Below are 24099 nucleotides of genomic sequence, written 5' to 3'. Positions count from 1 at the left end.
GCTGCTACACCTCCTCGTTGCGGATGACGGCCGGGCCGTGTTCCTCGTCGAAGCCCCAGGCGCTCTCGTCCTCGCTGAGGTACGGGCCGCCCTCGCCGTTCTTCTCGTCCCGGTTCATGGCACCGGCGCCGCCGCCCATGGGCGGCGGGTAGAACGGCATGCCGGAGTTGAGCGCCTTGGAGATGCTGCCGGGCGGCGCGCCGCCCAGGGCGCCGCCGACGCCACCGCCGCCGCCTATGCCGCTATCGGGAACCAGGCTCGTCCGCGGCATGGTGTTCGTGGTGCGCGGGTCGAAGGCGTTGGGGTCGGGGATGCGGGTCTGCGGGATCTGGTTGGCGAGGTTGCGGTCGATCCCGGCGAGGTCCGAGGTCGCGGGCTGGTCGAGACCCTTGAGATCGGGATCTGGGATGTTCGGGTCCGGCACGTTCGGATTAGGGATGTTCGGGTTCTGCGCGTTGGGGTCCGGCAGGTTCGGGTCCGGCACGTTCGGGTTGGGCATGTCCGGATTCTGCGCGTTGGGATCCGGCAGGTTCGGGTCCGGGACGTCCGGGTTGGGCATGTCCGGGTTCTGCGCGTCCGGGCCGCCGGGGCCGGGGATGTCCACGCCGGGGGTGCCGGGGCCGTTGATGTCCTCCATGCCCGGCACCTTCGGGCCGCCGGGTGTCTTCAGGTTCGGGTCCAGCGGGCCGATGTTCTTCATGTCGCCGGGGCCCGGGGGCATCTTGATGTCCCCCGGGCCACCGGAATTCTTGTTCTTGGCCTTGCTGGCCTGCTCCGCGGCGTCGACGTTATCCGCGATCTGGTTGATCGCGGTCTCCCAGGACTCCAGCACCTGCCGGCCGCTCTCCAGCGCGTCGGCGGCGCCGTCGCGGACGTTGCGGTGCACGACGTTGAGGCCGCCCCCGATCACGCCGAACGTCAACGGGCTCATGTCGATGGCGCGGGTCTTCTCGCTCAGGTCGCCCATGGTGGGGGCGTAGCTCCCGACGTTCTTGCCGAGGCCGCGCACCTTGTCCGGCTTCATGTCGAGCTCGGGATCCTTCTTGAAAGGATCGACGGCACTCCCGAAGCTGCTCAGAGCCGAGGAGAACGGGTCACCAGCGGCCGATGGATTCGCCATACGCCCCCCTTGTCACATCCATCACATACGTTATCTGGCAAACCGGCACCATCCACCCCATTGATATGGAAAATTGACGTGATCACGTGCGACCCTAGTGATCGATGTTCACTACTGTGACGACCATGCCGACAGTGCGCGGTCGGCGGTAGTAAGCCGACCAGCAAGGAAGGAGAGCCTGTGGGCGCCGAACCGCAGACTCAAGTAAGCCAAGCCGATCTCGTCGCGGCGGTGCAGCGCATCGAGGACGCGGCCATCCGGCTGCGTACCATCCAGCGCAACCTCGACACCGCGGGCGTGGAACTCAAGCACAACTGGGTCGGCCAGTCCGAGGCGGCGTTCGACGCCGTGCACAAGATCTGGCACCAGCGCATGGACAGGGTGCTGCAGAGCCTGAAGACCCTGGCCGAGAACATCACGACGAGCAACAGGAACTACGTCCAGTTCAACCAGGAGCGCGAGGAGGCGACCAACAGGATCGCCGCCGCGATCAACGCTGGATTCAACGGCCGGACCTGACGCACTCCAGGAGGACAGCATGCCTGCAGACGACATCTTCGACGTCACAAAGGTCAATTTCCAGGGTCTGGGCAAGGGCGAGGAAGCCTTCGCCAAGGCGTTCAACGACATGGTCACCTGCCTCGACGAGCTCGAGCGCGACCTGCTCGCCAAGAGCGCGATCTGGCAGGGCCAGACCAAGACCGTCTTCGACGAGGTCCGCAAGCTCTGGGAGCTCGAGGCCAGGGACATGTCGCAGTTCGTGGATGCGCTGAAGTCGAACATCAACGTCACGAACATGAACATGCAACAGGTCGAGATGATCAACAGCCGGATCTTCGACCACAAGTAAGACCCAGGCGATCTCGCCGGGGCCCTGACAAAGGGGGAGCATGGGCACCGATCGTGGAGTGGACCTCAGCAAGGAAGCGATCAAGGCGGCGCGGAGAGACCTGCTCGAGGCCCTCAAGCAGTTGGCCCCGGAGAAGGCCGGCGATGGCGTGTCGCCGGCCTTCGCGCCGCAAGGGGGCGTCAACCAGCTGACCACCGACTCTCAGGCCATGTACGGGTTCTGGCCGGCCGCGATGGGCTTCCAGGCGAGCGCCAACAACGGCATCGCCGCGGTCACCACCTCGTACGACAACATCGTCACGCAGCTGAAGAACGCCATCGACCTCCTGGAGGAGGCCGTGGGCGGCTACGACGAGGTCGAGAAGGACAGCTCCGAGCGCGCGAACACGATGCGGGTCTGATGGCCGAGCAACAGCAACCGATCAGGACGCAGATCGACCAGACCGAGGTTGACGGCGCGACCACGCAGCTGGTGCGCGACACGCTCACCGCCAACAAGCCGGAGCTGCTCCGCGCGGCGGCGGGTGAGCTGATGACCGCCAAGAAGCGCCTCGACAACCTGGTCGAGGTGCTCGACAGGCACCTGCGGGCGCTGGACGCGCGCTGGACCGAGGGCGAGGACGCGAAGATCGTCAAGAAGGCGCTGCGCAAGCTGCGCGACTCGGCCGCCGACGTCTCCACGACGATCAGCGCCCAGCCCGCGGACGCCAAGCAGTGCCCCACGAACCCCTCGGGCGTCGCCCCCGCCCTCCTGCTGCAGGCCCACACGCTGGCCGCCTACAGCGGGAGCAAACTGCCCGAGACGCCCGACAGAGACGTCTCCTTCCTGGAGGCCGCCTTCCAGGGAGGGACGACGGGAGCAGGCGTGGGTGCGATCGGCGGCGCGTTCTTCGGCGGCGTGGGCGCGGGACCCGGCGCGGTGATCGGCGCCGTCTTCGGCACGGTCGCGGGCGGCGTCACGTCCCTCTTCACCGACGGGCCCTTCGCCAACCTCGTCGGCGAGTCCAAGGAGGAGAAGGACAGGAAGCTCGCCAAGGAGCACCTTCGGCTGCTCAGTCAGGCCACCGCGGCCAACAACCAGGTCTTCCCCGCCCAGTTGCGGACCGACATCCCGCTGTTCGGCCTGGGCCCGGGTGACATGCCCAGGACGCCTTATGGCGGCGACCCCAACATCCGCAACGCCAGTTTCAACCCGAAGAACACTGACCTGGGAGAGTTCGCTCCGCCCAACCAGGACGGCCTCTACGACCCGAGCCAGCACCAGATCCCCGGACTCGGCGGCGTGGGCGGCCTGGGCGGCGGCCAGAACGGCACGGGTCAGAACGGGACCGGGCTCGACGGCTTCGGCTCCGACGGCATCGGCTCCGACGGCATCGGCTCCGACGGCGCGGGACCCGGCGGCACCGGCCTCGACGGCACCGGCCAGGACGGAGCCGGGCTCGACGCCACGAACGGCGCGAACCTCCCCAACGGCACCGGAGTCGACGGGGCCGACCTCAAGGCCCCCGGCACTCCGAGCGGCACCACGCTGGCCGGCCTGCCCGACCCGTCCCAGCTCGGCGGCCTTCCGAACCCCAACACCGCCGTCAACCCGCCCGCTTCCACCGGGATCGGCACCGGCTACGCCGGCGGCCCTGGCGGAGGCGGCGCCGGCGGTTACGGCGCCGTCGGCGGCGCCCTCGGCGGACCGGCCGGTGCGGCCGCCATGCGCGGGCTGGGCGGCGGCGGCCTCCCGATGGTGCCGATGATCCCGCCGAGCGGTCAGAAGCAGGAGGAGGAAAAGAACGAGATGGGGCGCAGCGCGTACGTGTGGGACGAGGAGGACTACTTCACCAGCGACGTGCCCACCATCGACGCCAACATCAACGGCGGTACGAAAGGCAGAGCATGAGACCGGCTGAGAACGGCTCTCCGGTGCCCGAACTGGAGCTGGCCAAGGACTTCCCCGGGCTGGAGGACGACGGGCGCGGCCCGTACATCGACCACTCGGAGGTCAGGGCCGTCGTCTCGCGGCTGCGCGAGCAGCTCGGCTCGCTGTACGGGAACCAGCCGGCCAACATGAGCGCCACCTGGAGCGGCCCGGGCACGGTCGGCGAGGTGGCCGGGCTGGGCAATGTCGGGCCCGGCGAGACCGGGCCCTGGGAGGTGGCCAGCAGCTTCGGCTACAACACCGCCCGCGCGTACGAGGTGTTCGGCGACAGCTACACCAAGCTCATCGACTACGTCGAGAAGTGGGCGGAGGCGGTCGAGCGGGCCGTCGCGAACTACGAGAAGGGCCACGCCGACAGCAGTGCGTGAGAAGCGGCAGGGATGAGAGATGGCCGATCAGTGGGAGCCCATCAGGATCTACAGCTACCTCGGTGAGAGCAGGCCGGACCTGAGCGTCACCAGGGAGCGGGTGGTCAGCTATCTGAACGGCGCCGACCCGGACAGCGTCGAGCGGGCGGGCAGGAGCTACGTCGAGGCGGCCAAGCTGATCAAGGGCGAGGGCGGTGTCCAGGGTGCGCTGATGAAGGCGGCCAAGGACCTGTCCGAGGTCTGGAGCGGCGACGGCGCCAAGCAGGCGCTGAAGGCGCTGCGGCTGCTGCACGCCAGCGCGGGCGCGCTGGGCGAGGCCATGCAGAAGACCGGCGAGCCGATGCAGAAGTACGCCGAGCGGGTCCGGCACTACCGCTCGACCGTGCCCGCCCCGGCGGGCAACCCGGAGCAGAACTCCGGCGGCGGCATGACGAACGGCGGGCCCAGCGGCGGTTCAGGCGGCGGCACCGGCGGCGGCACCGGCGAGACGGCGCCACCTGTCATCCAGGGCGGAGGCGACGGTGGCGGCTCGGGCGGCATGGGCTACGCCCCCCTGGACGCCGACGCCGACGAGCGGGCCAGGAAGCACCTGGAGAGCCTGAACAACGAGATCGCCGACATCAACGCGCGGATCGCCGACGGGCTCGCGTTCGAGCTGCCGACGATCAACCCGCTGACCGTGGACACCCAGCCGGCGAACAAGCTGAACGCGCCCACGGTCACCGACCTGTCCAACGGCAACGGCGACGGGCGCTGGAACGGCGGCACGTCCGATCCCGACGTCACGGCGGGCGCCGGCGACAGGACCGGCTCGGGCTCGACGGGCACCGGCTCCGGCGGCACCGGCGACGGCACCAACGGTTCCAACGGCGACGGCACCGGCAAGGGCGACGGCAACGGCGACCAGGGTGATGGCACGACCCAGCCGCAGGACCCGGGCGGGCAGGGCCAGGACGACCCGTCCACGGGCGACGACCCGACGACCCAGCAGCCGGGCACGGAGACCCCGCAGCAGGACCAGCCGGGCGGCCAGGACCAGCAGCAGGACGTGCCCCCTGTCATCACCGCCGAGGACTCGGGGACGGACCTGGCCCAGACCACGACCCAGCCGCCGGCCACGACGACCACCCCGAACCCGTACGCCACGACGCCGAACCCCTACACCTCGACGCCGCCCGGGATCCTGCCGACCACCCAGCCGCCTGGCGGCACCCCGTTCACCGGCGGCGGCCCCACGGCCGGGGGCCCCTGGTACGGCACCGGCGGCCCGGCCGCCACCAGCCCCGCCGTGCTGCGCGGTGGCGGCGCCCCCGGCAACGGCTTCATGGCCTTCCCGGCCGGCGCCATGGGGGCGGGCGCCCAGGACCACTGCGACGAGCACACCAGGGAGTACTACGACTCCGAGCCCGACATCTGGTCGCCTCCGGTGCCGACCAGCCCGGAGAAGCTTTGCTGAGGAGCCGGCCGGGTCCCTCGCGGGACCCGGTCAGCCCTCCATCCGGTTGCGGATGCGGACCAGCTCGCCCATGACGTCCTCGAAGGTGCGGTTGTAGGCGGACTCGGCCCGGTGGATCATCTCCATCGCGCCTTGGGAGTCGCCGGCCCACCGCATCGGGTTGTCCTCGCCGAACATCTCCTCCATCGCCTCCGAGGTCTGCCGCTCCAGAGCGGCGGCGGCCTCCGTGAACGCCTGCTTGATGCGCGCGGCCAGCTCGCCCGAGGACAGGCGCATGGCCTTGGGATGCAGGATCACGTCCTTCAGCCCCGCGGCGCCGAACTCCACCGTCACCAAGCCGTCCTCGTCCTGCCCTGTGCCGACGAGCTCCTCCAGTGCGGGCCCCAGCTCGGCGATGCGGGCCATCTGGGCCTCGTTCTTCCTCAGCAGCTCGTCGACGTCGACGCCGCTGAAGTCGAAGTCACGATCCATCATGCTCTCCCAACTCTCAGTACGGTGCTCAGCCGGACAGGCCGCGGATCCAGACGTAGACGTCGAGCACGCCCAGCGCGAGCGGGAACAGCGCGACGAGCAGGATGACGTCCACGATCTCGCCCGCCCGGCCCCAGAACGGCGACAGCCGCCCCGACGGCAGCCACAGCCCCAGCCCGACGACCAGCATCGACAGCCACAGCAGCCCCATCACCACGGCCGCCGCCGCCACCGTGCCCGAGCCCGTGCTGAGCATGACGGCCATCGTGCCGAGCCCGCCGAGCCCCGAGCACAGCAGCCAGAGCCGCTGCCCGAGCCCGCCGAAGACGCGGGCGCGCAGCAACAGCACCAGGCAGAGCACGGCGGCCATCGAGCCGGACATCCAGCCGGGCTCGGCGACCAGGAAGGCGAGCGCGCCGATCGCGGTCATGGCGATGCCGGCCACCATGCCGGTGGCGTACCTGCTGGCCTGGGCGGTGCGGGCGAGGATGCCGTCGCTGTCGATGCGCTGGTTGTCGGCGCGCAGCTCCTCGGCGTTGGTGGGCAGCTGGGGCAGCGGCACCCTGGCGATCTTGAACGACAGCGTCGGGATGAGCGGGCTGAGCGCGATGAGCACGGTCACGGTCATGGCGGCGGTGCCCGCGGCGGGCACGCCGAACACCATCACCATGCCGGCCGCGATCGCGCCCGCCACGGTCGCGATGGCGGTGCCGAGGAAGCCCGCCACGCCGTCGGCGACGAGCGTGCCGCCGATCGTGGCCACCAGCGCCGTACACGTCAGGGCGGCCAGCAGGTGGGGTGCGCCGACCCCGGCCAGCGTGGAGCCGCTCATGAGGCCGTACAGGCCCGCGAGGAAGGCGTACGGGAGCGCCGCGTAACCGATCAGGGCGCCGGCCGACGAGTCACCCACGGCCCTGGACAGGGCCGCGCTGACGCCGATCAGCAGCAGCGCGAGCATGCCCGCCACCACGGTGACGCCGAGCGGCTCGCTGCCCGACAGGGCCAGCGCGGGCACGCCGAGCACGAGCAGCACGGAGGCGGCCCCGGCGCCCAGCGTCCTGGTGTGGCGGCCCTCCCACTTGCCGGTGCTCTCCGAGACGCCGGTGGCGACCACGTCGGCCACGTCGTCGTAGAGCGCGGGCGGCAACTGGGCCTCGCGGGGGCGCAGGTAGAGGATCTCGCCGTCCAGCACGCCCAGCGCGGTCAGCGTCTGCCCGAGGTCGAACGGCGCCCCGCCGAGCCGCTGCAGCACCCATCCCGGCGCGCCGGCCGCGTCGCCGCCCGCCTCGCCGACCGCGCGCAGCAGGCCGGGCAGGACGTGCGGCAGCGGTACGTCGGCCGGCAGCGCCAGGTCCACCCTGCGGCGCGGCGCGACGATCGTGACGTGGCACAACGGCGCCAGCGGCATGTGCGGCCGCGGCTGCCCGCCCTGCCCGGCGGGAGGCGCGGGCGGTCTGGGCTGCATCGGCTGCATCGGCTGGTGGGCGAGGGAGGTCACGACCACTCCAATGACTGGCTGGCTAAATCCGACATGGCGAACATATAGGGACGGTGTGTCTGGTAAGAAAGTGTCTCAGGTGACAGGAGGGTTGTCCGCCCAGTGAGCATCGTTGTCGTACGGCGGCCGGAACGCCGCCCGAGTCCTCAGCCACCGCGCGGAGAGATCCTGCTGGAGTCGCCGCCCGAGATCCCAGAGGTGCAGCCCGCCGGATTCACCGGAATCCTCATGTACGTGCCCATGCTGGCCGGCGCCGCCGCCATGGGCCTGATGTTCACCGCGGGCGGCAACTCCAACCCCATCATGTACGTGGCCAGCGGCCTGTTCGCGGTCTCCATGCTGGGCATGACGGTCGGGCAGCTCGGCCGCAACTCGGGCGAGCGCAAGAACCGGCTGAACGGCCTGCGCCGCGACTACTTCCGCTATCTGGGCCAGATCCGCAGGCGCGTCCGCAAGGCCGCGATCCAGCAGCGCGAGGCCCTGGAGTGGAGCGGCCCCGCACCCGACACGCTGTGGTGGGTGGCGATGGGCCCGCGCCTGTGGGAGCGCAGGCCGCGCGACGACGACTTCGGCACCGTACGGCTCGGCACCGGCGTGCAGAAGCTGGCCGTGCAGCTCGTCCCGCCCGACACCAAGCCCGTGGAGGACCTCGACGCGCTGACCGCGGGCGCGCTGCGCCGCTTCGTCAGGGCGCACTCCACGGTGGCCGGGCTGCCGGTCGCGGTGGCGCTCAACTCGTTCGCCAGGATCCGGCTCACCGGCGACCAGCGGGCGATGCGCTCGCTGGTCAGGGCCATGATCGCGCAGCTCGTCACCTTCCACTCCCCCGACGACATGCGGGTGCTGGTGTGCGCGAGCGGTGAATGGATGCCGCACTGGGACTGGGTGAAGTGGCTGCCGCACGCGCTGCACCCCGACGAGGTGGACGCGGCGGGCAAGGTGCGGCTCATGGCCGAGAACATGAGCCACCTCGACCAGCTCGTGGGCGACGAGCTGAAGGAGCGGGCCAGGTTCCGGCCGAACACGGCGGCCGACGCGCTGCCGTACCACGTGGTGATCGTGGACGGCGGACACGTGCCGCACGACTCGCAACTCGGCACGGACGCCATCCAGGGCGTCACCGTCATCGACCTGTCGGACGCGACGGGACCGGTCGAGGAGGCCGCCACGCTGCGGCTGGACATCCAGCCCGACGGCTTCCACATGGTGAAGATCGACCACGCGGGCAAGCGCTCCACGACCCGGCTCGGCGACCCCGACCGGCTCGACTACGCCAGGGCCGAGGGGCTGGCCAGGCAGCTCGCGCCGCTGCGGGCCTCGGCCGGCTCCGACGGCGACGCCCAGGACGTGCTGGGCAGCAGCATGACGCTCACCGACCTGCTCGGCGTGGGCGACCCCGCGCTGCTGCAGCCCGCCGTCACCTGGCAGCCGAGGGCGGGGCGCAACCGGCTGCGGGTGCCGATCGGGCTCGGCGCCGACGGCCGCGTGGTCGAGCTGGACATCAAGGAGTCGGCGCAGGGCGGCATGGGCCCGCACGGGCTGGTCATCGGCGCCACCGGCTCCGGCAAGTCGGAGCTGCTGCGCACGCTCGTGCTCGGCCTGGCGATCACGCACTCCTCCGAGATACTCAACTTCGTGCTCGTCGACTTCAAGGGCGGCGCGACGTTCCTCGGCCTGGAGACGCTCTCGCACGTCTCGGCCGTCATCACCAACCTCGAGGACGAGCTGCCGCTGGTCGACCGCATGCACGACGCGCTGCACGGCGAGATGGTGCGGCGCCAGGAGCTGCTGCGCGCGGCCGGCAACTACGCCTCCCTGCGCGACTACGAGCGGGCCCGCGAGCAGGGCGCCGACCTGCGGCCGATGCCGACGCTGTTCATCGTGCTGGACGAGTTCAGCGAGCTGCTGGCGGCCAAGCCGGAGTTCATCGACCTGTTCGTGATGATCGGCCGGCTGGGCCGCTCGCTGGGCGTGCACCTGCTGCTGGCCTCGCAGCGGCTTGAGGAGGGGAGGCTGCGCGGCCTGGACACGCACCTGTCGTACCGGATCGGCCTGCGCACGTTCTCGGCCATGGAGAGCCGGGTCGTGCTGGGCGTGGCGGACGCGTACGAGCTGCCGTCCGCGCCGGGCAACGGCTACCTGAAGTTCGACACGACCGGCATGACCAGGTTCAAGGCCGCGTACGTGTCGGGCGCCCACCAGTCCGACCCGGCCACGTCGGGCGCCACTGACGGCCAGGCGCCCGTCCGCGAGGTCGTCGAGTACGGCCCCGCCTACCTGCCGCTGCCCGAGATCCCCGAGCCGGAGGAGCCCGAGGAAGAGGAGGAGTCCGAGCCGGCCGCCGCCGGTCAGCGCAGCCTGCTCGACGTCGTCGTCTCCCGCCTGGCCGGGCACGGTCCCGCCGCGCACCGCATCTGGCTGCCGCCGCTGTCCGAGCCGCCCACGCTGGCCCACCTGCTGCCGCCCCTGTCCGTCACCCCCGAGCACGGCCTGTCCACGACCGGCTGGCAGGGGCGCGGGAAGCTGCACGCCGTCGTCGGCATCGTGGACAAGCCGTTCGAGCAGCGGCGCGACCCGTACTGGCTGGACATCTCCGGTGCGGCGGGACACGTCGGCGTGGCGGGCGGCACGCAGAGCGGCAAGAGCACCGTGATCCGCACGCTGGTGACCGGCATGGCGCTCATGCACACCCCGCGCGAGGTGCAGTTCTACTGCCTCGACTTCGGTGGCGGCGCGCTCGCCTCGCTGGAGGGCCTGCCGCACGTCGGCAGCGTGGCCACCCGCCTCGACGGCGAGCGGGTCCGGCGTACGGTCGCCGAGATCGCGGGCATCCTGGAGCAGCGCGAGCGCGAGTTCGGCGAGCAGGGCGTCGAGTCGATGGCCGCCTACCGCCGCATGCTCCAGGAGGGCACGATCGAGGGCGACGGCTGGGGCGACGTGTTCCTGGTCGTGGACGGCTGGCTGACGCTGAGGCAGGAGTTCGACTCGCTGGAGCCGACCATCACCGACATCGCGGGCCGCGGCCTCGGCTACGGCATCCACCTGGTGGCCGCGACCAACAAGTGGTCGGAGTTCCGGCCCAGCATCCGCGACCTGTTCGGCACCAAGATCGAGCTGAAGCTGGGCGACGCGTACGAGTCGGAGGTCAGCAGGAAGCAGGCGATGGCGGTGCCGGAGAGCACGCCGGGCCGCGGCCTGACCAAGGACGGCTTCCACTTCCTGTCGGCGCTGCCCAGGATCGACGGGGTCCAGAACTCCTCCGACCTGGCCGCCGGGGTCAGGGCGCTGGTGCAGGCCGTACGCGAGTCGTGGCAGGGCCCCGTCGCGCCGCCCGTGCGGCTGCTGCCCGCCGTCCTGCCGGTCTCCGCGCTGCCCGAGGACCCCGACCGCATCCCGATCGGCATCGACGAGGCGTCGCTGTCGCCCATGGCGCTCGACTTCGACTCCGACCCGCACTTCGTGGTGTTCGGCGAGAACGAGAGCGGCAAGTCCAACCTGCTGCGGCTCATCTCCGAGGGCCTGGTCAGCAGGAAGGAGCCCAGCGAGGCGATGCTGATCGTGATCGACTACCGGCGCTCGCTGCTCGACTCGGCCGTCACGCCGCACCGCATCGGCTACGCCGCCTCCAGCGCCGCCGCCGCCAGCCTCATCAACGACGCCAAGGAGGCGCTGCTCAGCCGCCTCCCCCCGGCCGACCTGACGCCCGAGCAACTGCGCGACAGGAGCTGGTGGCAGGGCTCCGACCTGTACGTCATCGTGGACGACTACGACCTCGTCGCCACCTCGGCCAACCCGCTGCACCCGCTGGTCGACCTGCTGCCGCAGGCCCGCGACATCGGCCTGCACCTGGTGCTGTCGCGCCAGATGGGCGGCGCCAGCCGGGCCATGTTCGACCCGGTCATCCAGCGGCTGAAGGACATGGCGACGCCCGCGCTGCTCATGTCGGGCAGCAAGGACGAGGGTTACCTGTTCGGCAACGTACGCCCGCAGCCACTACCGCCCGGCCGCGGGCACCTGGTGGACCGCCGCTACGGCTCGCGCCTGATGCAGACGGCGTTCCTGGACGCAGAAAGGGGGACCGACCGTGGCCGACCTTGACATCCATCTCTCCGCGCTCGACCGGTGCCGCACCGCCATCAAGAAGGCGGCGGGCCAGTACCAGGAGACGCTGACCGAGCGCAATCCCGGCGAGCTGACGTACGACGCTGACGGGGAGGTGCACAACAACCGCACCCCGGTCAGCGCCGACACGTTCGGCCACCTGCCCGGCTCGGCGGGGCTCGCATCGGCCGCGAACAGCGTCTGGTCGGCGCTCATCGGCGAGATGGACGAGGCGCGCAAGAAGCTCAAGGGCACCGAGCGCGGCCTGAGCGACGTCGAGGAGAACATCCGCGCGGCCCACCGGGCCACGTCGTGAGCGTCGCGCACCTGCCGGGCGGCGCCGCGCTCGACGAGATGCTGCGCAAGGTGACCGGCAAGCCCGGCGGCATCGACAAGATCGCCGAGCAGTGGACGGCGTCGTCGGGCGACATCGAGGAGTTCGCCGGGGCGCTGTCGTCGGCGGTCAGGAACGTGGACGCCGCCTGGAACGGCCGCTCGGCCAAAAGCTTCGACGACTACATGCGCAAGTACGGCACCGCCGCGGAGAGCCTCAAGACGGCGCTGAACGACTGCGCCGCCGCGCTCAAGTCCGCCGCGTCCGCGCTGCGCGAGTCGCACACCGAGATCTCCTCGATCTGCCGCGACCTCGGCACGAGCGCCGCGAACTACCGCACCCGGTACATGAACGAGCACCCCGACGCCACCGAGGCGGACGTGCGGCCCGGGCTCGCCGCGCTGGTCGAGCAGGCCAAGAAGGACGCCAAGCCGTGGGTGGACGCCGCCGAGACGGCCGTCTCCAAGGCCAAGAAGAACATCGACGAGCACCTGAAGAACCGCCGGCTGACCTTCCACGCCATCCCGGACGTGACCACCCAGACCTTCACCCCCGAAAAGGGGCGCAAGCTCGACTGGGTGCCCGATCCCGACTACCAGACGGAGGGCACCTCCGTGCAGGGCGGGCGCGGCTCGCAGCTCGGCGCCGGCGCGCCTTCCGGCGGCTTCGGCGGTTACGGCCCCAGCGGCGCGCCACCGTCCGCCGGTGCGGGGGCGCCGCCCGAGAAGGTCAGGGCGTGGATCGAGGAGGCCGTACGGATCCTCACCGCCGCCGGCGTGCCCGCCTCCAAGATGAACGTCGACCACATCTGGCGGATCATCCAGCACGAGTCCGGCGGAAACCCGCACGCCATCAACAACTGGGACTCCAACGCGGCCAGGGGCACCCCGTCCAAGGGCCTCATGCAGACGATCGACCCCACGTTCAACGCCTACGCCATGGACGGGCACCGCGACATCTACGACCCGGTGGACAACATCATCGCCGGCGTCCGGTACGCGATCGCCCGCTACGGCTCCGTCTCGAACGTGCCCGGTCTCGTCGGCGAGACCTACGTCGGCTACTGACGCGGCGCTACTGACGCGAACGCCCCCGGGGCCGCAGGGGCTCCGGGGGCGTCGCCGTCAGGTGGGGTGGCTCAGCCGCAGTTGGCATAGCCGGTGGTCGTCCTGCCCGAGCCGACGTAGCCGGAGATGCGCACGCACTTGCCCTTGGCGCTCACCTTCACCGGGCCGGCGTAGTACTCGTAGCTGCCGTTGTCGGACTGGCTGCCGCCGCCCTGCGCCTCAAGGGTGACGCCGGTGGAGGTGCTCTTGCCGACGTCCGCCGTCTTGATGGTGACGGCGCAGTTCTGGCCGGTGCTGTTGTTCCACAGCTGGTACGTCACCCCGCCCGAGAACGAGGCGGACCGCTGCACCGAGAACCCGGAGCCGCACACCTGCGTGGCCGTGTACGGGTTCTTGACCGGCGCGGCCGGCTTGGCCGTGGTCTTCGTCGGCTGGGGCTTGGCCGTCGTCTTCGTCGGCTGCGGCTCCGGCTCCTGCGTGGGCGTCGGGTCGGGCCGCTTCGTCGGCGTCTTGACCGGCGCCTTGGGGGTGGTCTTGGTCGGCTTCGGCGTCGGCTGCACCGTCTTGGTGACGGTCGCCTTCGGCTTCGGCGCCTGCGTCTTCTGCTGCTTCTTGGTGGGCTGCGCCCGCTTCGTCACGGTCGCCGGCGGCTGCGTCGGCACCACGACCGGCGTCGTCGGCAGCGCCGACGGGGTGGTGGGCGCCGTGGTCAGCTCGGGCACGTCAGGCGTCGCCGACGACCACTCGGTGGGCAGCACCAGCGGCCCCACGTCGTTGGTGTCGTTGCTGGCCGCCCACGGGACGGTGGCCTCGGCGGTCGCCTGCGGATTCGCCGGGTCGGTGCCCTGCGGCGCCGGGCCCGTGGCGGTGCCGCTGGGCGTGGGGATGCCGTCGGTGTTCTCCTGCGCCACCGAAGCGGGCTCGACCTGCTGGAGGCGTACGTAGCGGTTGGCGCCCCACAGGCCCACGGCGGCGACGAGCGCGACCGTGGCGACGGCGGCGATCAACGCCAGCGGCAGCCCCCTGCGGGGCGCGGGCGACGACGACCGTTCGATCCTGATCTGCGCGGGCGGCTGCGGCGGGTCCGCCTCAGGCGGCCCCCACATGGTGCTCTCCGGCGTGACGGGCCGCCCCTGCGACTCAGGCCCACCCTGCTGATGCGGTACGGGCACATTCGCCCCAGGCCCCTGCATGCCAGGCCCCTGCGGTCCCGGCCCCTGGATCCCAGGCCCCTGCATCCCAGGGCCGTGCATGCCAGGGCCGTGCATGCCAGGCCCCGGCACGGGCGTCCCCTGAAGCGGCGGCCCAGGAACGTGCGGCGGCGGCACGTGCGGCCCCGAAGGCGGACCCTGCGGGGACAGATTCGGCCCGGAAAGCGACCCGGAAAGCGGCCCGTGCGGCGGCCCCTGGGGCGGCCCCTGCATCGGCCCCTGCATCGGCCCCTGCATCGGCACGCCCCCCTGAGGCATCCTCTGAAGAGGACCCCCCTGAGCGGGCACCGACGGATGCGGCCCCTGCGGCGGCACATGAGGACCGGGCGGCGGCCCCTGCGGAGGTCCCTGAGGCGGCCCCTGCAGCGGCGGCCCTTGCGGCGGCCCACCCGGCATCGGCAGCCGCGCGATCGTCACACCTTCCAGCGGCGGCCCCTCAGGCGCACTCCGCGGCGCAGACGCCTTAGGCCCCTCACCCCCGGCCCCACCGGGCTTGGACTCACCGGCAACGGGCGCACCGGCCTTGGGCTCGCCGGGCTCGGGCTCACCCGCCACGGGCTCATTGGGCTTGGGCGCGTCCTCGACAGGTTCATCCGGCTTCTGCTCACCCGCCTCGGGCTGGGCGGACTCCGCCGTCTCCGCGGACGGCCCGCCGGGCTTCGGCCCGTCCGCGGCCGGCCCACCGGGCTCGCCGGGGTGCGCCGCGTCCGCTACCGGCTCGCCGGGCTTCGGCCCGTCTGTGACCGGCTTCGGCGCTTCTGGGGTGGGGGCGTCCGTCTTCGAACTGTCCGCGGCCGGCGCGGCCGGGGCAGGAACGGCCGCCACGGCCGCCCCGGGCTTCGCCGAGGGGGTGTCCGGGGTCTTCGGGGCGTCGCCGAGGACCTGCATCAAGGCGCTGTAGGTCGTCGGGCGGGAGCCGACCTCCCTGGTCAGGGCCGACAGCAGGACGCGGCGGAGCGGCTCGGCCGTGATGCCGACGTCGGGGTCACCGTTCAGGGCGGCTTGCCGGTCGGCGAACGGCGGGCGGCCGGTGCCGGCGTACACGATGGTCGCGCCCCAGGCGAAGACGTCGGCGTAGGGGCCGTACGGGCGGCCCTCCAGCTGCTCGGGCGCCTGGTAGGCGGCGTCGCCGACCGGGTCGCCGATGGCGGCGTCGGTGACGCGCGGGCCGTCGGGCCCGAGGATCACGTTGTGCGGGGTGAGCGAGCGGTGGGCCAGCCCGGCGAGGTGCACGGCGGACAGCGCGGTCAGCACGCCGACGGCCACGCGTTCGAGCGCGTCCCCGGTCAGCGGCTCGCCGCCGGCGACGGTTTCGGCCAGGCTCTTGCCTTCGACGTACTCGCGCACGACGTACGGCCGGCCGTCGTGGTGGCCGGCGTCGAGGACGCGGGCGACGTACGAGCTGGAGACCCGCTTGGCCCCCAGGTACCGATCGGGCTCGGACTCCGGCTCGGCGGGGAGCAGCTTGATGGCCACCTTGGGCGCTTCCTCGGACTCGCGCCCGAGGAAGACTGCCCCTCTCGGCCCCTCTCCCAGCAGCCCGACAATGCTGAAAGCGCCGATCCGCTCTGGATCCCCAGGGCGCAAAGGGTGCATGCCCAAACCTTTCACCAGCAAAGCATGAATTGATCACATTCAACCAGATCTGTCACATCAACATCAGGCGTTTCGGACGGCCGTCAACAAATCGTTGTGCCGTTTCCTTGCACCCGTAGTTACGGCGCCGTACAGATCAGCCGTACAGATCAGCCGTACAGATCAGGTCGGCCGCCCGGGACGCCAGCCCCTCCGCCGGCCCATCGGGATCATCACGCGCATCGCCACCACCAGCAGCGCCAGCCCTGTCGCGCAGGCCGCGACGAGCACGGCCAGATCGATCGCCTCCTCGTCCACGGGCGGTGCCTTGGTCACGGCGCTGCGCGGCAGCGGGGTCGGCGGTGGCGGCGCGACCACGGGCGCGTTGGCGGGCTCGAACGGCAGGATCGCGCTCACCGCGAGCATCGGGTTCACCATGCCCGCCCCCTTGCCCGCGCCGGTGGCGCCGTCGGCGGTGGCGATGATGCGCCGGCGTACCTGCGCCTGGTCGAGGCTGGGATAACGGGCCCTGACGAGCGCGGCGACGCCCGCCACGTACGGCGCCGCGTAGCTGGTGCCGTCGAGCCCCTTGGCGTAGGCGCCGCCCGGCCAGGTCGAGGTGATGTCCTGGCCCGGCCCGATCACCGACACGGGCGTCTTGGTGTTGGAGAACTCGGCCAGAGTGCCGCCCGGCCCTGCCGCGCCCACCGCGAGCACGCCGTCGTAGCTGGCCGGGTAGGCGGGCGATGGGGTGCCGTCCTGGCGGGAGATGTTGCCGGCGGCGGCGACGATGACCGCGTCCTTGGCGAGCGCGTACCGTACGGCCGTTTCGAGCGCGGGGTGGTCGAGCGTCCTGCTCGACACGTTGATGACCTTGGCGCCCTGGTCGGCGGCGGCCTTGATGGCCTTGATGAGCAGCGTCGTGTCACCGTTCTGCTCGGTGTCGGTGAACTTGTACGACAGCAGCCGCGCCCCCGGCGCAACGCCGTGGAACAGCACGCCCTTGACGTACTGAGCGCCGATGATGCCCGCGACGGCGGTGCCGTGGCCGACGCAGTCGCGGTAGCCGGAGCCGACGAGGTCGGCCTTGCCGCCCAGGCGGAGCTGCGGATGAGTGAGGTCGACCCCGGTGTCGATGACCGCGACGGGAACGCCCGCGCCGGTCGACAGCGACCAGACGCTCTTGGGGTCGAGCCGCTTCTGCGCCCACGGCTCACCGACCTCCAGCTGGCCCCTGGGCGGATTGCAATCGGGGGCGGCCCCTGCGGCGACCCCTGCGGCGGCCCCTGGGACGGCCCCTTGGACGGCTGGGGCGAGGGGAGCCTGCAAGGCGAGCACGCTGGCCAGGAGGACGCGACCAATCATGGAGAAAAAGGGTAGCCCGCCCGATTCGCCGCAAAGTTACGTTCAGCCGACGCCACACGCGCATGGATCCCCGGGACGCATCTGAGGATCTCGGCGGCGGGTCAACGGTAAGAAGCCCCGGCCGCTTCGCCAGGGCCTCTTCCGTTGATCATTTCGTGGCGGACTCGATGTTCTGCCGGTAGGTCCCGATGACCCGCGAAGCCTCCTGAAGCTCCTCTGTCATCCGCTGGAATGCCGTGCGGTAGTTCTGCCACGCCTGCTGGAAGCGCTGCGCCCCGGGACCCGTCCACGCCGTGCCGACCTTGGCGGCCTCGCGGTCGAGCGCCGTCATCGTCGTACGGACCGCCTCCGACTGCTGCGTGAACTGGCTGGACATCTGCTGCATTTCCGCGGGGTCGCCGCCGAGCATGCTCTGGCTCATGCATACCTCCTGGAACCTGTGAAAGCGCCCTCACCCTAAGGAAGGGCCACCGCCCGTCGCCGGAGATATGCCGAGCGGCTATGGTCTACCCGAGGATTGTTCGGATCGAAAGGGAGGCCGCCCGCGCCTCCGACAAGCCGGGACGACCAGCGGCGATAGGGTTCTCTTCCCGGCCGACCGGGAGCCGGGCGCGTCCCGGGGCAGGTGCTCGACGCGAACGACGGCAGGCACGTGGAGCCGCCGAACCTAGCAGGAAGGACGAAGGCCGGTGCGGAAGGTTCTGATCGCCAACCGCGGCGAGATCGCCGTGCGAGTGGCCCGCGCGTGCGAGGACGCCGGCATCACCAGCGTGGCCGTCTACGCCGACCAGGACCTCGACGCCCTGCACGCCAAGGTCGCCGACGAGGCGTACGCGCTGCACGGGCGGACCCCGGCCGAGACCTACCTCGACGTGGACAAACTCCTCGACATCGCCCGCCGCAGCGGTGCCGACGCCGTGCACCCCGGCTACGGCTTCCTCTCCGAGAACGCCGCCTTCGCCCAGGCCGTCATCGACGCGGGGCTCGTCTGGATCGGCCCGCCACCCGTCGCGATCGCCGCGCTCGGCGACAAGGTGCAGGCCAGGCACATCGCGCAGAAGGTCGGCGCGCCGCTGGTCGCGGGCACCAAAGACCCGGTGAGCGGGGCCGCCGAGGTGGTGGCGTTCGCCGAGGAGCACGGGCTGCCGATCGCCATCAAGGCCGCGTACGGCGGGGGCGGGCGCGGCATCAAGGTCGCCCGCCGGCTCGAAGAGGTCGCCGAGCTGTACGAGTCCGCCGTCCGCGAGGCCGTGGCCGCGTTCGGGCGGGGCGAGTGCTTCGTCGAGCGCTACCTCGACCGGCCCCGCCACGTCGAGACGCAGTGCCTGGCCGACGCCCACGGCGACGTCGTCGTGGTCAGCACCCGCGACTGCTCGCTGCAGCGCCGCCACCAGAAGCTGGTGGAGGAGGCGCCCGCGCCGTTCCTCACCGCCGAGCAGGTCGAGGTCCTCTACGCCAGTTCCAAGGCCATCCTGAAGGAGGCCGGTTACGTCGGGGCCGGCACCTGCGAGTTCCTCGTCGGCCAGGACGGCACGATCTCGTTCCTGGAGGTCAACACCAGGCTCCAGGTCGAGCACCCGGTCAGCGAGGAGGTCGCGGGCATCGACCTCGTACGCGAGATGTTCCGCATCGCCGACGGAGAGCCGCTCGGCTACGACGACCCCGCGCTGCGCGGCCACTCGATCGAGTTCCGCATCAACGCCGAGGACGCCGGCCGCAACTTCCTGCCCGCCCCCGGCACGCTGACCACGCTGCGCGCGCCGTCGGGGCCAGGGGTGCGGCTCGACTCCGGCTACGAGGCGGGCATGACGGTGCCGGGGACGTTCGACTCGCTGGTGGCCAAGCTGATCGTCACCGGCCGCACCCGCCAGGAGGCGCTCGAGCGCTCCCGGCGGGCGCTGGCGGAGTTCGAGATCACCGGCATGCCGACCGTGCTGCCGTTCCACCGGGCCGTGGTGACGGATCCCGCGTTCGTGTCGGAGCCGTTCTCGGTGCACACGCGGTGGATCGAGACGGAGTGGGACAACCCGGTGGCGCCGTACGACGAGGACGTCGCGGCCGGCGAGGAGCCCGCCAGGGAGACGGTCACGGTCGAGGTCGGCGGCAAGCGGCTGGAGGTCGTGCTGCCCGCCGGGCTGGGCGCCGGACTGGGCGCCGGGGTGGGCGACGCGGCCCCCGCGCAGGGCGCTCGCGGCAAGGCGCCGAGGCGCGGGGGCGCCGGCTCGAAGAAGCCGGCGGCCGGCGGCGACGCCCTGGTCAGCCCCATGCAGGGCACGATCGTCAAGGTCGTGGCCGGCGACGGCGACACCGTGAACGAGGGCGACACCGTGGTGGTGCTCGAAGCCATGAAGATGGAGCAGCCGCTGACGGCCCACAAGTCGGGCACCGTCACCGGGCTGACGGCGGCGGTCGGGCAGACCGTCACCTCCGGCGCGACGATCTGCGAGATCAAGGACTCCTGACGGTCCCTGTTGGGGGCTTGGCCGGAGATCGACCCGACCGGGACCCAACCGGTGCCAGGCTGTTGCGCCACGGAGTGCTCCTGCGCGGCTCGGGGCGGGTAGCGTGCCTCTTGAGGAACTTTGCCGACCGCCCATTCGTCCTCAAGGGCGAAGGAGGCTTGCTGCCCATGACCCACTCGCTGCGCCGAGCAGGGGCCGCGTTCGCGGCTCTGATCGCCGGTCTTATCGTCGTTCTTGCGCTGTCCCCTGCCGCCAACGCGGCGGCGCCACCGGATGCCGACACGGTCGTGTCCAACTGGAAGAAGGCGCCGCTCTATGTGGTGGCCGGCTCTGCCTTGTCGTCCGGTCAGGAGAGCGAGATCAACGACGCGCTCAAGGGCGCGGACACCAAGATCTACGCTGTGGCGCTGCCCGACGGCACGATTGACCAGTCCACCATCGCGCCCTACATGAGCCAGCTCAGCTCCGCGCTGAGCAAGGCGGGCCGTCCTAGTGCGACCGTCGCCGTCATCGACGGCCAGACCCTTTTCGCCGGATCGAACGCTCTGAGCAAGGGCCTGGCAGGCAACCTCGCCACCCGCGCGGTCAACGCCAACTCGGGCGACATCGTGGCCGGCATGAAGGACTTCACCAACCGCGTCGACATGGCCGCCAAGGGCGACCGTTCCGCGCTCGACTCCGGCAGCCAGGCCAACCCGGGCGCCGGCGGCACCGCGGCGCTGATCGGCCTCGGCGCGCTGGTCCTGGTCGGCGGTGGCGGCTACTTCCTCTACTCCAGCAACAAGAAGAAGAAGCGGGCCATCCAGGAGGCCAAGGACCTCGCCGCGGTCAAGCAGACCGTCGAGGAGGACGTCACCAAGCTCGGCGAGGAGATCACCGCCGTCGACGCCGACGTCACCCTGGCCGGCGAGGGCGGCAAGCACATCGAGGAGTGGCAGACCGCCCTCGACTCCTACGAGAAGGCCAAGACGCAGCTCGCCGCCGTGCAGCGCGCCGACCAGGTCCGCGAGGTCACCCAGACCCTCGAAGACGGCCGCTACGCGCTCGCCGTGGTCAAGGCCAAGGTCAGCAACGAGCCGATCCCCGAGCGGCGGGCTCCCTGCTTCTTCAACCCGCAGCACGGCCCGTCCGTCCGCGACGTCCGCTGGGCCCCGCCCGGTGGCGCCGTCCGCGACGTGCCCGCCTGCAAGATGGACGCCGAGGCGATCGAGCGCGGCTTCGACCCGCAGATGCGTGAGGTCATGGTCGACGGCCAGCGGCGGCCCTACTACGACGCGGGTCCCGCCTACCAGCCCTACGCCTACGGCTACTACGGCGGCTTCGGCGACATCATGACCGGCATGTTCATCGGCACCATGATGGGCAGCATGCTCAGCGGCGGCTGGGGCATGGGCGGCTACGGCGCCGGCTACGCCGAGGGCTACTCCGACGCGGGCGGCGGCGGAGACTTCGGCGGCGGAGACTCCGGCGGCTGGGGTGACTTCGGCGGCGGTGGCGACTTCGGCGGCGGAGACTTCGGCGGCGGAGACTGGTGACCACCGGTCCCTGACCACTACCGAGAAGCCCCGGACCAGGTTTCCTGGCCGGGGCTTCTCGCTTCCCGCTGACCGGTGACCCGGCCGCCGGTTCTCGTTCTCCGTGGCCCTCCTCGGCGGGGGCGCGGGTCACCCCTTCAAAGGCTGGTGGAAGCGGACGGTGTTGCCCGCGGGGTCGCGGAAGGCGGCGTCGCGGACGCCGTAGGGCCGGTCGATGGGCTCCTGGAGGACCTCGGCGCCGGTGGCACGGACGCGTTCGAAGTCGGCGTCGAGGTCGTCACTGCTGAAGACGATCATCGGCAGCAGGCCCTTGACGAGCAGTTCGCGCAGCGCGTCACCTTCGGCCTCCGAGCGCCCCGCGTACGCGCTGGAGAGCACGATCTCGGGCCCGCCGTGCACCGGGTCGCCCAGGGTCACCCACTGCTGCTGCCCGCCCCCGACGTCGCTGCGTACCTCGAAGCCGAGCCCGTCGCGGTAGAAGGCGACCGCCTCGTTCATGTCGTCGACCGTGATGTGGCAGTACTGAAGTGCGAAAGTCATGACCGTCACGCTAGGCCGCACCACCCCGGCCCGGCTTCTCGAAACCTGACCGGTTGACGATCACCGAGGAAGGCACCTCCATGAACCCTCCTGACGTGGCGCTCGTCGTCATGGGCGGTCTGCCCGCCACCGGCAAGACCACGCTGTCGCGGCTGCTGGCCGGGCGGCTGCCTGCGGTGCACCTGCGGGTCGACACCATCGAGCAGGCGATCGTCCGCTCGGGCCTCGCCGAGCACCCGATCGGGCCCGCCGGGTACGTCGTCGCGTACGCGCTCGCCGAGGACCACCTGCGGCAGGGCCTCACGGTGGTGGCCGAGTCGGTGAACCCGCTGGCCGTCACCAGGGACGCGTGGCGCGAGGTGGGCGTACGCGCCGGGGTGCCGGTCACGGAGGTGGAGGTCGTCTGCTCCGACCAGGACGAGCACCGGCGGCGGGCGGAGTCGCGCCGGCTGGACATCCCGGGCCTGCGCCCGCCGAGCTGGCGGGAGATCGTGGAGCGCGCGTACGAACCGTGGGACCGCGCCCACGTGACGGTCGACACCGCGGGCCGCGGCCCCGAGGAGTCGGCGGACGAGCTGCTGCGCGTGCTCGGGCGCGGCTGAGACATCTCGGAACCGCTGTCAACCGTACGGGCCTCCCGGCCGGTATTCATCAGCGGAGGCGACGAGATGGAGACGCTGCATGGACGACGGGTTCGCGGAGTACGTGGCACACCGGCACGCACGCCTGTGCCGGATGGCCTACCTCCTGTGCCGGGACTGGGGCGCGGCGGAGGACCTCGTACAGACCGCGCTGGCGCGGGCCTGGCTGGCATGGCGGCGGGTCGAGGGCGACCCCGACCCGTACGTCTACCGCATCATCGTCAACACGCACGCCTCCTGGTGGCGGCGGCGCCGGCGCGGTGAGGTGCCCGCGGAGAGCCTGCCGGAGACGGCGGACCCGCGCGACCGCGCCGCGGAGGCGGACGACCGGGCGGCGCTGTGGGGCGCGATCGGCGCGCTGTCGCCGCGCCAGCGGGCGGTGGTCGTCCTGCACTACTTCGAGGGGCACACGCTGACCCAGGTCGCCGGCATCGTCGGCTGCTCGCCGGGGGCGGTGAAGAGCCAGCTCAACCGGGCGCTCAACAAGCTCCGGATCGATCCTGACGTACGAAGCGTGCACGTGGAAGGGGCGCGGCGATGAGGCACACCGAGAGCGAGCTGGAGTGGCTGCTGGACGAGCGGAGCCGTAGCGCGCCGCCGTCCCCGGACCTGGGGGCGATCGTGCGGCGCGGCAGGCGGATCCGGCGCGGCAGGCGGGCGGCGTCGGCGGGAGCGGCGCTCGCGGTCGCGGCGGCCGTCCTCATGTACGGCCTCCCGCCGGCCCCGTCGCCGGCCCCGGTCGCGCGCCGGCCCACGGACACGGTCAGTCTCCAGCCGGAGCTCCCGCTGCCGGAGACGTTCCGCGTGAAGCTGGGCGACAAGGACTTCACCCTGCCCCTCCTCCACGCCGAGCGGTACGCGACCATGGGCGTCCCCCGGACGGTGACCTTCTCCCCGACCAGCAAGGACACCGCGCACCTGGTGGTCTGCGATGACCCGCGGGCGTGGGTCGTCACCAGAAGCCGGCTCAAAGGCGGGGAGATGGGCGGCGGCGCCGGCAGGTGCGGCAAGGGGTCGGGCGGGCATCACGACAAGTTGTCGGTCCCCGAAGGCTGGCTCGAACGCCCGCAGAAGATGCAGATCTGGGTCTTCCCCGCGGACGCCCCCATCGAGCGCGTGACCGCAGAGGTCAAGGCGTGCACGCGGGACATGAGCGAGAGTGGCTGCGCGGTGCTGCGCAGGAAGCCGCCGCTGCTGTTCGAGGAGGTGGTCGAGCGGCTGGCGGCCGAGGTCGGCGAGCGCCCCGGCCGCTGGGCCGTCGGCATCTACGACCGCGCTGAGGAGAGCGAGTGAGCGTGCGCCTGTGGTGCCTGCGGCACGCCGAGTCGGAGAACATCGTCACCCGCACCTCCGGCGCCCTGCCGCACGCCGAGCTGACCCCGCGCGGCCGCGGCCAGGCGGCCGAGGCGGGCCGCCGGGATGCGGGACATCCAGCCGCACAACCAGCCGTCCATCAATCTGATCAAGAGGGTGGGGTTCCAGCGCGAGGGGTTCTCGCCGAACTTCCAGTACATCGACGGCGCCTGGCGCGACCACGAGCGGTGGGCGATCACCGTGGAGATGACGTGAGGGAGAC

Annotated in this window: 22 protein-coding genes; 15 read left to right on the top strand and 7 right to left on the bottom strand. The window is 71.6% G+C overall.

Going from position 1 to position 24099, the window contains the following annotated elements; genetic code table 11:
• Window positions 1–4: 4 nt before the first annotated feature.
• Entirely contained in the window at window positions 5–1120 is a 1116-nt protein-coding gene (locus ABZW11_RS00855) for a hypothetical protein (RefSeq protein WP_355411186.1), read from the bottom strand.
• A gap of 180 nt (window positions 1121–1300) precedes the next feature.
• On the opposite strand from ABZW11_RS00855, the gene ABZW11_RS00850 reads away from it, so the two are divergent.
• Genes ABZW11_RS00850 through ABZW11_RS00825 form a run of 6 tightly spaced genes read left to right on the top strand, consistent with a single transcriptional unit; the run spans window position 1301 to window position 5723 of the window.
• Window positions 1301–1639: a WXG100 family type VII secretion target gene (locus ABZW11_RS00850; protein ID WP_355411184.1), complete on the top strand. Its 339-nt coding sequence runs from the start codon at window positions 1301–1303 to the stop codon at window positions 1637–1639.
• A 19-nt stretch (window positions 1640–1658) separates the two neighbouring features.
• Complete coding sequence (locus ABZW11_RS00845; protein ID WP_355411182.1) at window positions 1659–1970, top strand: WXG100 family type VII secretion target; 312 nt, start codon at window positions 1659–1661, stop codon at window positions 1968–1970.
• A gap of 40 nt (window positions 1971–2010) precedes the next feature.
• The gene (locus ABZW11_RS00840) at window positions 2011–2370 is read left to right on the top strand and encodes a hypothetical protein (RefSeq protein WP_355411180.1); all 360 of its coding nucleotides are present in this window, start codon (window positions 2011–2013) and stop codon (window positions 2368–2370) included.
• Window positions 2370–3860, top strand: a complete 1491-nt coding sequence (locus ABZW11_RS00835; protein WP_355411178.1) for a hypothetical protein — start codon at window positions 2370–2372, stop codon at window positions 3858–3860. The genes ABZW11_RS00840 and ABZW11_RS00835 overlap by 1 nt, the downstream gene beginning before the upstream one ends.
• Window positions 3857–4267, top strand: a complete 411-nt coding sequence (locus ABZW11_RS00830; RefSeq protein WP_355411176.1) for a hypothetical protein — start codon at window positions 3857–3859, stop codon at window positions 4265–4267. Before ABZW11_RS00835 ends, ABZW11_RS00830 begins: the two co-directional genes overlap by 4 nt.
• Window positions 4268–4286: 19 nt before the next feature.
• Window positions 4287–5723, top strand: coding sequence for a hypothetical protein (locus ABZW11_RS00825; protein WP_355411174.1), 1437 nt, complete (start codon window positions 4287–4289; stop codon window positions 5721–5723).
• Between the two features lie 30 nt (window positions 5724–5753).
• Here the strand turns inward: ABZW11_RS00825 and ABZW11_RS00820 are convergent, their stop codons facing one another.
• Together ABZW11_RS00820 and eccD are read right to left on the bottom strand one after the other, a co-directional pair.
• On the bottom strand, window positions 5754–6197 hold the full coding sequence (locus ABZW11_RS00820) for a YbaB/EbfC family nucleoid-associated protein (protein WP_355411172.1): 444 nt from the start codon (window positions 6195–6197) through the stop codon (window positions 5754–5756).
• A 25-nt stretch (window positions 6198–6222) separates the two neighbouring features.
• The gene (gene eccD, locus ABZW11_RS00815) at window positions 6223–7692 is read right to left on the bottom strand and encodes a type VII secretion integral membrane protein EccD (RefSeq protein WP_355411170.1); all 1470 of its coding nucleotides are present in this window, start codon (window positions 7690–7692) and stop codon (window positions 6223–6225) included.
• A gap of 102 nt (window positions 7693–7794) precedes the next feature.
• On the opposite strand from eccD, the gene eccCa reads away from it, so the two are divergent.
• From eccCa to ABZW11_RS00800, 3 genes are read left to right on the top strand one after another with little or no spacing between them, the layout of a single operon-like run.
• Window positions 7795–11790 carry a type VII secretion protein EccCa gene (gene eccCa / locus ABZW11_RS00810; protein WP_355411168.1) on the top strand — a complete coding sequence of 1332 codons (3996 nt, stop codon included), beginning with the start codon at window positions 7795–7797 and terminating at the stop codon, window positions 11788–11790.
• Window positions 11777–12109: a hypothetical protein gene (locus ABZW11_RS00805; protein ID WP_345396277.1), complete on the top strand. Its 333-nt coding sequence runs from the start codon at window positions 11777–11779 to the stop codon at window positions 12107–12109. Before eccCa ends, ABZW11_RS00805 begins: the two co-directional genes overlap by 14 nt.
• Window positions 12106–13194: a transglycosylase SLT domain-containing protein gene (locus ABZW11_RS00800; RefSeq protein WP_355411166.1), complete on the top strand. Its 1089-nt coding sequence runs from the start codon at window positions 12106–12108 to the stop codon at window positions 13192–13194. The genes ABZW11_RS00805 and ABZW11_RS00800 overlap by 4 nt, the downstream gene beginning before the upstream one ends.
• A gap of 71 nt (window positions 13195–13265) precedes the next feature.
• On the opposite strand, the gene ABZW11_RS00795 is transcribed toward ABZW11_RS00800, so the two are convergent.
• From ABZW11_RS00795 to ABZW11_RS00785, 3 genes are all read right to left on the bottom strand, one after another.
• Window positions 13266–16001 carry a protein kinase gene (locus ABZW11_RS00795; RefSeq protein ID WP_355411164.1) on the bottom strand — a complete coding sequence of 912 codons (2736 nt, stop codon included), beginning with the start codon at window positions 15999–16001 and terminating at the stop codon, window positions 13266–13268.
• A gap of 162 nt (window positions 16002–16163) precedes the next feature.
• Window positions 16164–17345: a S8 family serine peptidase gene (locus tag ABZW11_RS00790; RefSeq protein WP_355411162.1), complete on the bottom strand. Its 1182-nt coding sequence runs from the start codon at window positions 17343–17345 to the stop codon at window positions 16164–16166.
• Between the two features lie 148 nt (window positions 17346–17493).
• A complete protein-coding gene (locus ABZW11_RS00785) occupies window positions 17494–17766 on the bottom strand; it encodes a WXG100 family type VII secretion target (RefSeq protein WP_345396257.1) in 273 nt (90 codons plus the stop codon).
• Window positions 17767–18034: 268 nt separating this feature from the next.
• Here ABZW11_RS00785 and ABZW11_RS00780 point away from each other — a divergent pair, with 268 nt between their 5' ends.
• Together ABZW11_RS00780 and ABZW11_RS00775 are read left to right on the top strand one after the other, a co-directional pair.
• The gene (locus ABZW11_RS00780) at window positions 18035–19807 is read left to right on the top strand and encodes a biotin carboxylase N-terminal domain-containing protein (RefSeq protein ID WP_355411160.1); all 1773 of its coding nucleotides are present in this window, start codon (window positions 18035–18037) and stop codon (window positions 19805–19807) included.
• Between the two features lie 167 nt (window positions 19808–19974).
• Entirely contained in the window at window positions 19975–21342 is a 1368-nt protein-coding gene (locus ABZW11_RS00775; RefSeq protein WP_355411158.1) for a hypothetical protein, read from the top strand.
• Window positions 21343–21471: 129 nt separating this feature from the next.
• Here the strand turns inward: ABZW11_RS00775 and ABZW11_RS00770 are convergent, their stop codons facing one another.
• Window positions 21472–21882: a VOC family protein gene (locus tag ABZW11_RS00770; protein ID WP_355411156.1), complete on the bottom strand. Its 411-nt coding sequence runs from the start codon at window positions 21880–21882 to the stop codon at window positions 21472–21474.
• 80 nt (window positions 21883–21962) lie between these two features.
• Here ABZW11_RS00770 and ABZW11_RS00765 point away from each other — a divergent pair, with 80 nt between their 5' ends.
• From ABZW11_RS00765 to ABZW11_RS00750, 4 genes are all read left to right on the top strand, one after another.
• A complete protein-coding gene (locus ABZW11_RS00765) occupies window positions 21963–22484 on the top strand; it encodes an AAA family ATPase (RefSeq protein ID WP_355411154.1) in 522 nt (173 codons plus the stop codon).
• Between the two features lie 79 nt (window positions 22485–22563).
• Complete coding sequence (locus ABZW11_RS00760; protein ID WP_355411152.1) at window positions 22564–23064, top strand: SigE family RNA polymerase sigma factor; 501 nt, start codon at window positions 22564–22566, stop codon at window positions 23062–23064.
• Window positions 23061–23816 carry a hypothetical protein gene (locus ABZW11_RS00755; RefSeq protein WP_355411150.1) on the top strand — a complete coding sequence of 252 codons (756 nt, stop codon included), beginning with the start codon at window positions 23061–23063 and terminating at the stop codon, window positions 23814–23816. Before ABZW11_RS00760 ends, ABZW11_RS00755 begins: the two co-directional genes overlap by 4 nt.
• Before the next feature lie 126 nt (window positions 23817–23942).
• On the top strand, window positions 23943–24092 hold the full coding sequence (locus ABZW11_RS00750) for a hypothetical protein (RefSeq protein ID WP_355411148.1): 150 nt from the start codon (window positions 23943–23945) through the stop codon (window positions 24090–24092).
• Window positions 24093–24099 lie beyond the last annotated feature (7 nt).

The sequence above is a fragment of the Nonomuraea sp. NPDC004580 genome, from assembly GCF_040609855.1.
Classification (GTDB): Bacteria; Actinomycetota; Actinomycetes; order Streptosporangiales; family Streptosporangiaceae; genus Nonomuraea; species Nonomuraea salmonea.
This window is presented reverse-complemented; position numbering and strand designations above follow the sequence as displayed.

What these genes read in the sequence shown, in the direction of transcription:
- ABZW11_RS00765 (WP_355411154.1), top strand. Translation starts at nt 21,963, where the DNA reads ATGAACCCTCCTGACGTGGCGCTCGTCGTCATGGGCGGTCTGCCCGCC.
- ABZW11_RS00835 (WP_355411178.1), top strand. Translation starts at nt 2,370, where the DNA reads ATGGCCGAGCAACAGCAACCGATCAGGACGCAGATCGACCAGACCGAG.
- ABZW11_RS00755 (WP_355411150.1), top strand. Translation starts at nt 23,061, where the DNA reads ATGAGGCACACCGAGAGCGAGCTGGAGTGGCTGCTGGACGAGCGGAGC.
- ABZW11_RS00825 (WP_355411174.1), top strand. Translation starts at nt 4,287, where the DNA reads ATGGCCGATCAGTGGGAGCCCATCAGGATCTACAGCTACCTCGGTGAG.
- ABZW11_RS00840 (WP_355411180.1), top strand. Translation starts at nt 2,011, where the DNA reads ATGGGCACCGATCGTGGAGTGGACCTCAGCAAGGAAGCGATCAAGGCG.
- ABZW11_RS00830 (WP_355411176.1), top strand. Translation starts at nt 3,857, where the DNA reads ATGAGACCGGCTGAGAACGGCTCTCCGGTGCCCGAACTGGAGCTGGCC.
- ABZW11_RS00820 (WP_355411172.1), bottom strand. Translation starts at nt 6,197, where the DNA reads ATGATGGATCGTGACTTCGACTTCAGCGGCGTCGACGTCGACGAGCTG.
- ABZW11_RS00760 (WP_355411152.1), top strand. Translation starts at nt 22,564, where the DNA reads ATGGACGACGGGTTCGCGGAGTACGTGGCACACCGGCACGCACGCCTG.
- ABZW11_RS00855 (WP_355411186.1), bottom strand. Translation starts at nt 1,120, where the DNA reads ATGGCGAATCCATCGGCCGCTGGTGACCCGTTCTCCTCGGCTCTGAGC.
- ABZW11_RS00775 (WP_355411158.1), top strand. Translation starts at nt 19,975, where the DNA reads ATGACCCACTCGCTGCGCCGAGCAGGGGCCGCGTTCGCGGCTCTGATC.
- ABZW11_RS00750 (WP_355411148.1), top strand. Translation starts at nt 23,943, where the DNA reads ATGCGGGACATCCAGCCGCACAACCAGCCGTCCATCAATCTGATCAAG.
- ABZW11_RS00790 (WP_355411162.1), bottom strand. Translation starts at nt 17,345, where the DNA reads ATGATTGGTCGCGTCCTCCTGGCCAGCGTGCTCGCCTTGCAGGCTCCC.
- ABZW11_RS00785 (WP_345396257.1), bottom strand. Translation starts at nt 17,766, where the DNA reads ATGAGCCAGAGCATGCTCGGCGGCGACCCCGCGGAAATGCAGCAGATG.
- ABZW11_RS00795 (WP_355411164.1), bottom strand. Translation starts at nt 16,001, where the DNA reads ATGCACCCTTTGCGCCCTGGGGATCCAGAGCGGATCGGCGCTTTCAGC.
- ABZW11_RS00845 (WP_355411182.1), top strand. Translation starts at nt 1,659, where the DNA reads ATGCCTGCAGACGACATCTTCGACGTCACAAAGGTCAATTTCCAGGGT.
- ABZW11_RS00770 (WP_355411156.1), bottom strand. Translation starts at nt 21,882, where the DNA reads ATGACTTTCGCACTTCAGTACTGCCACATCACGGTCGACGACATGAAC.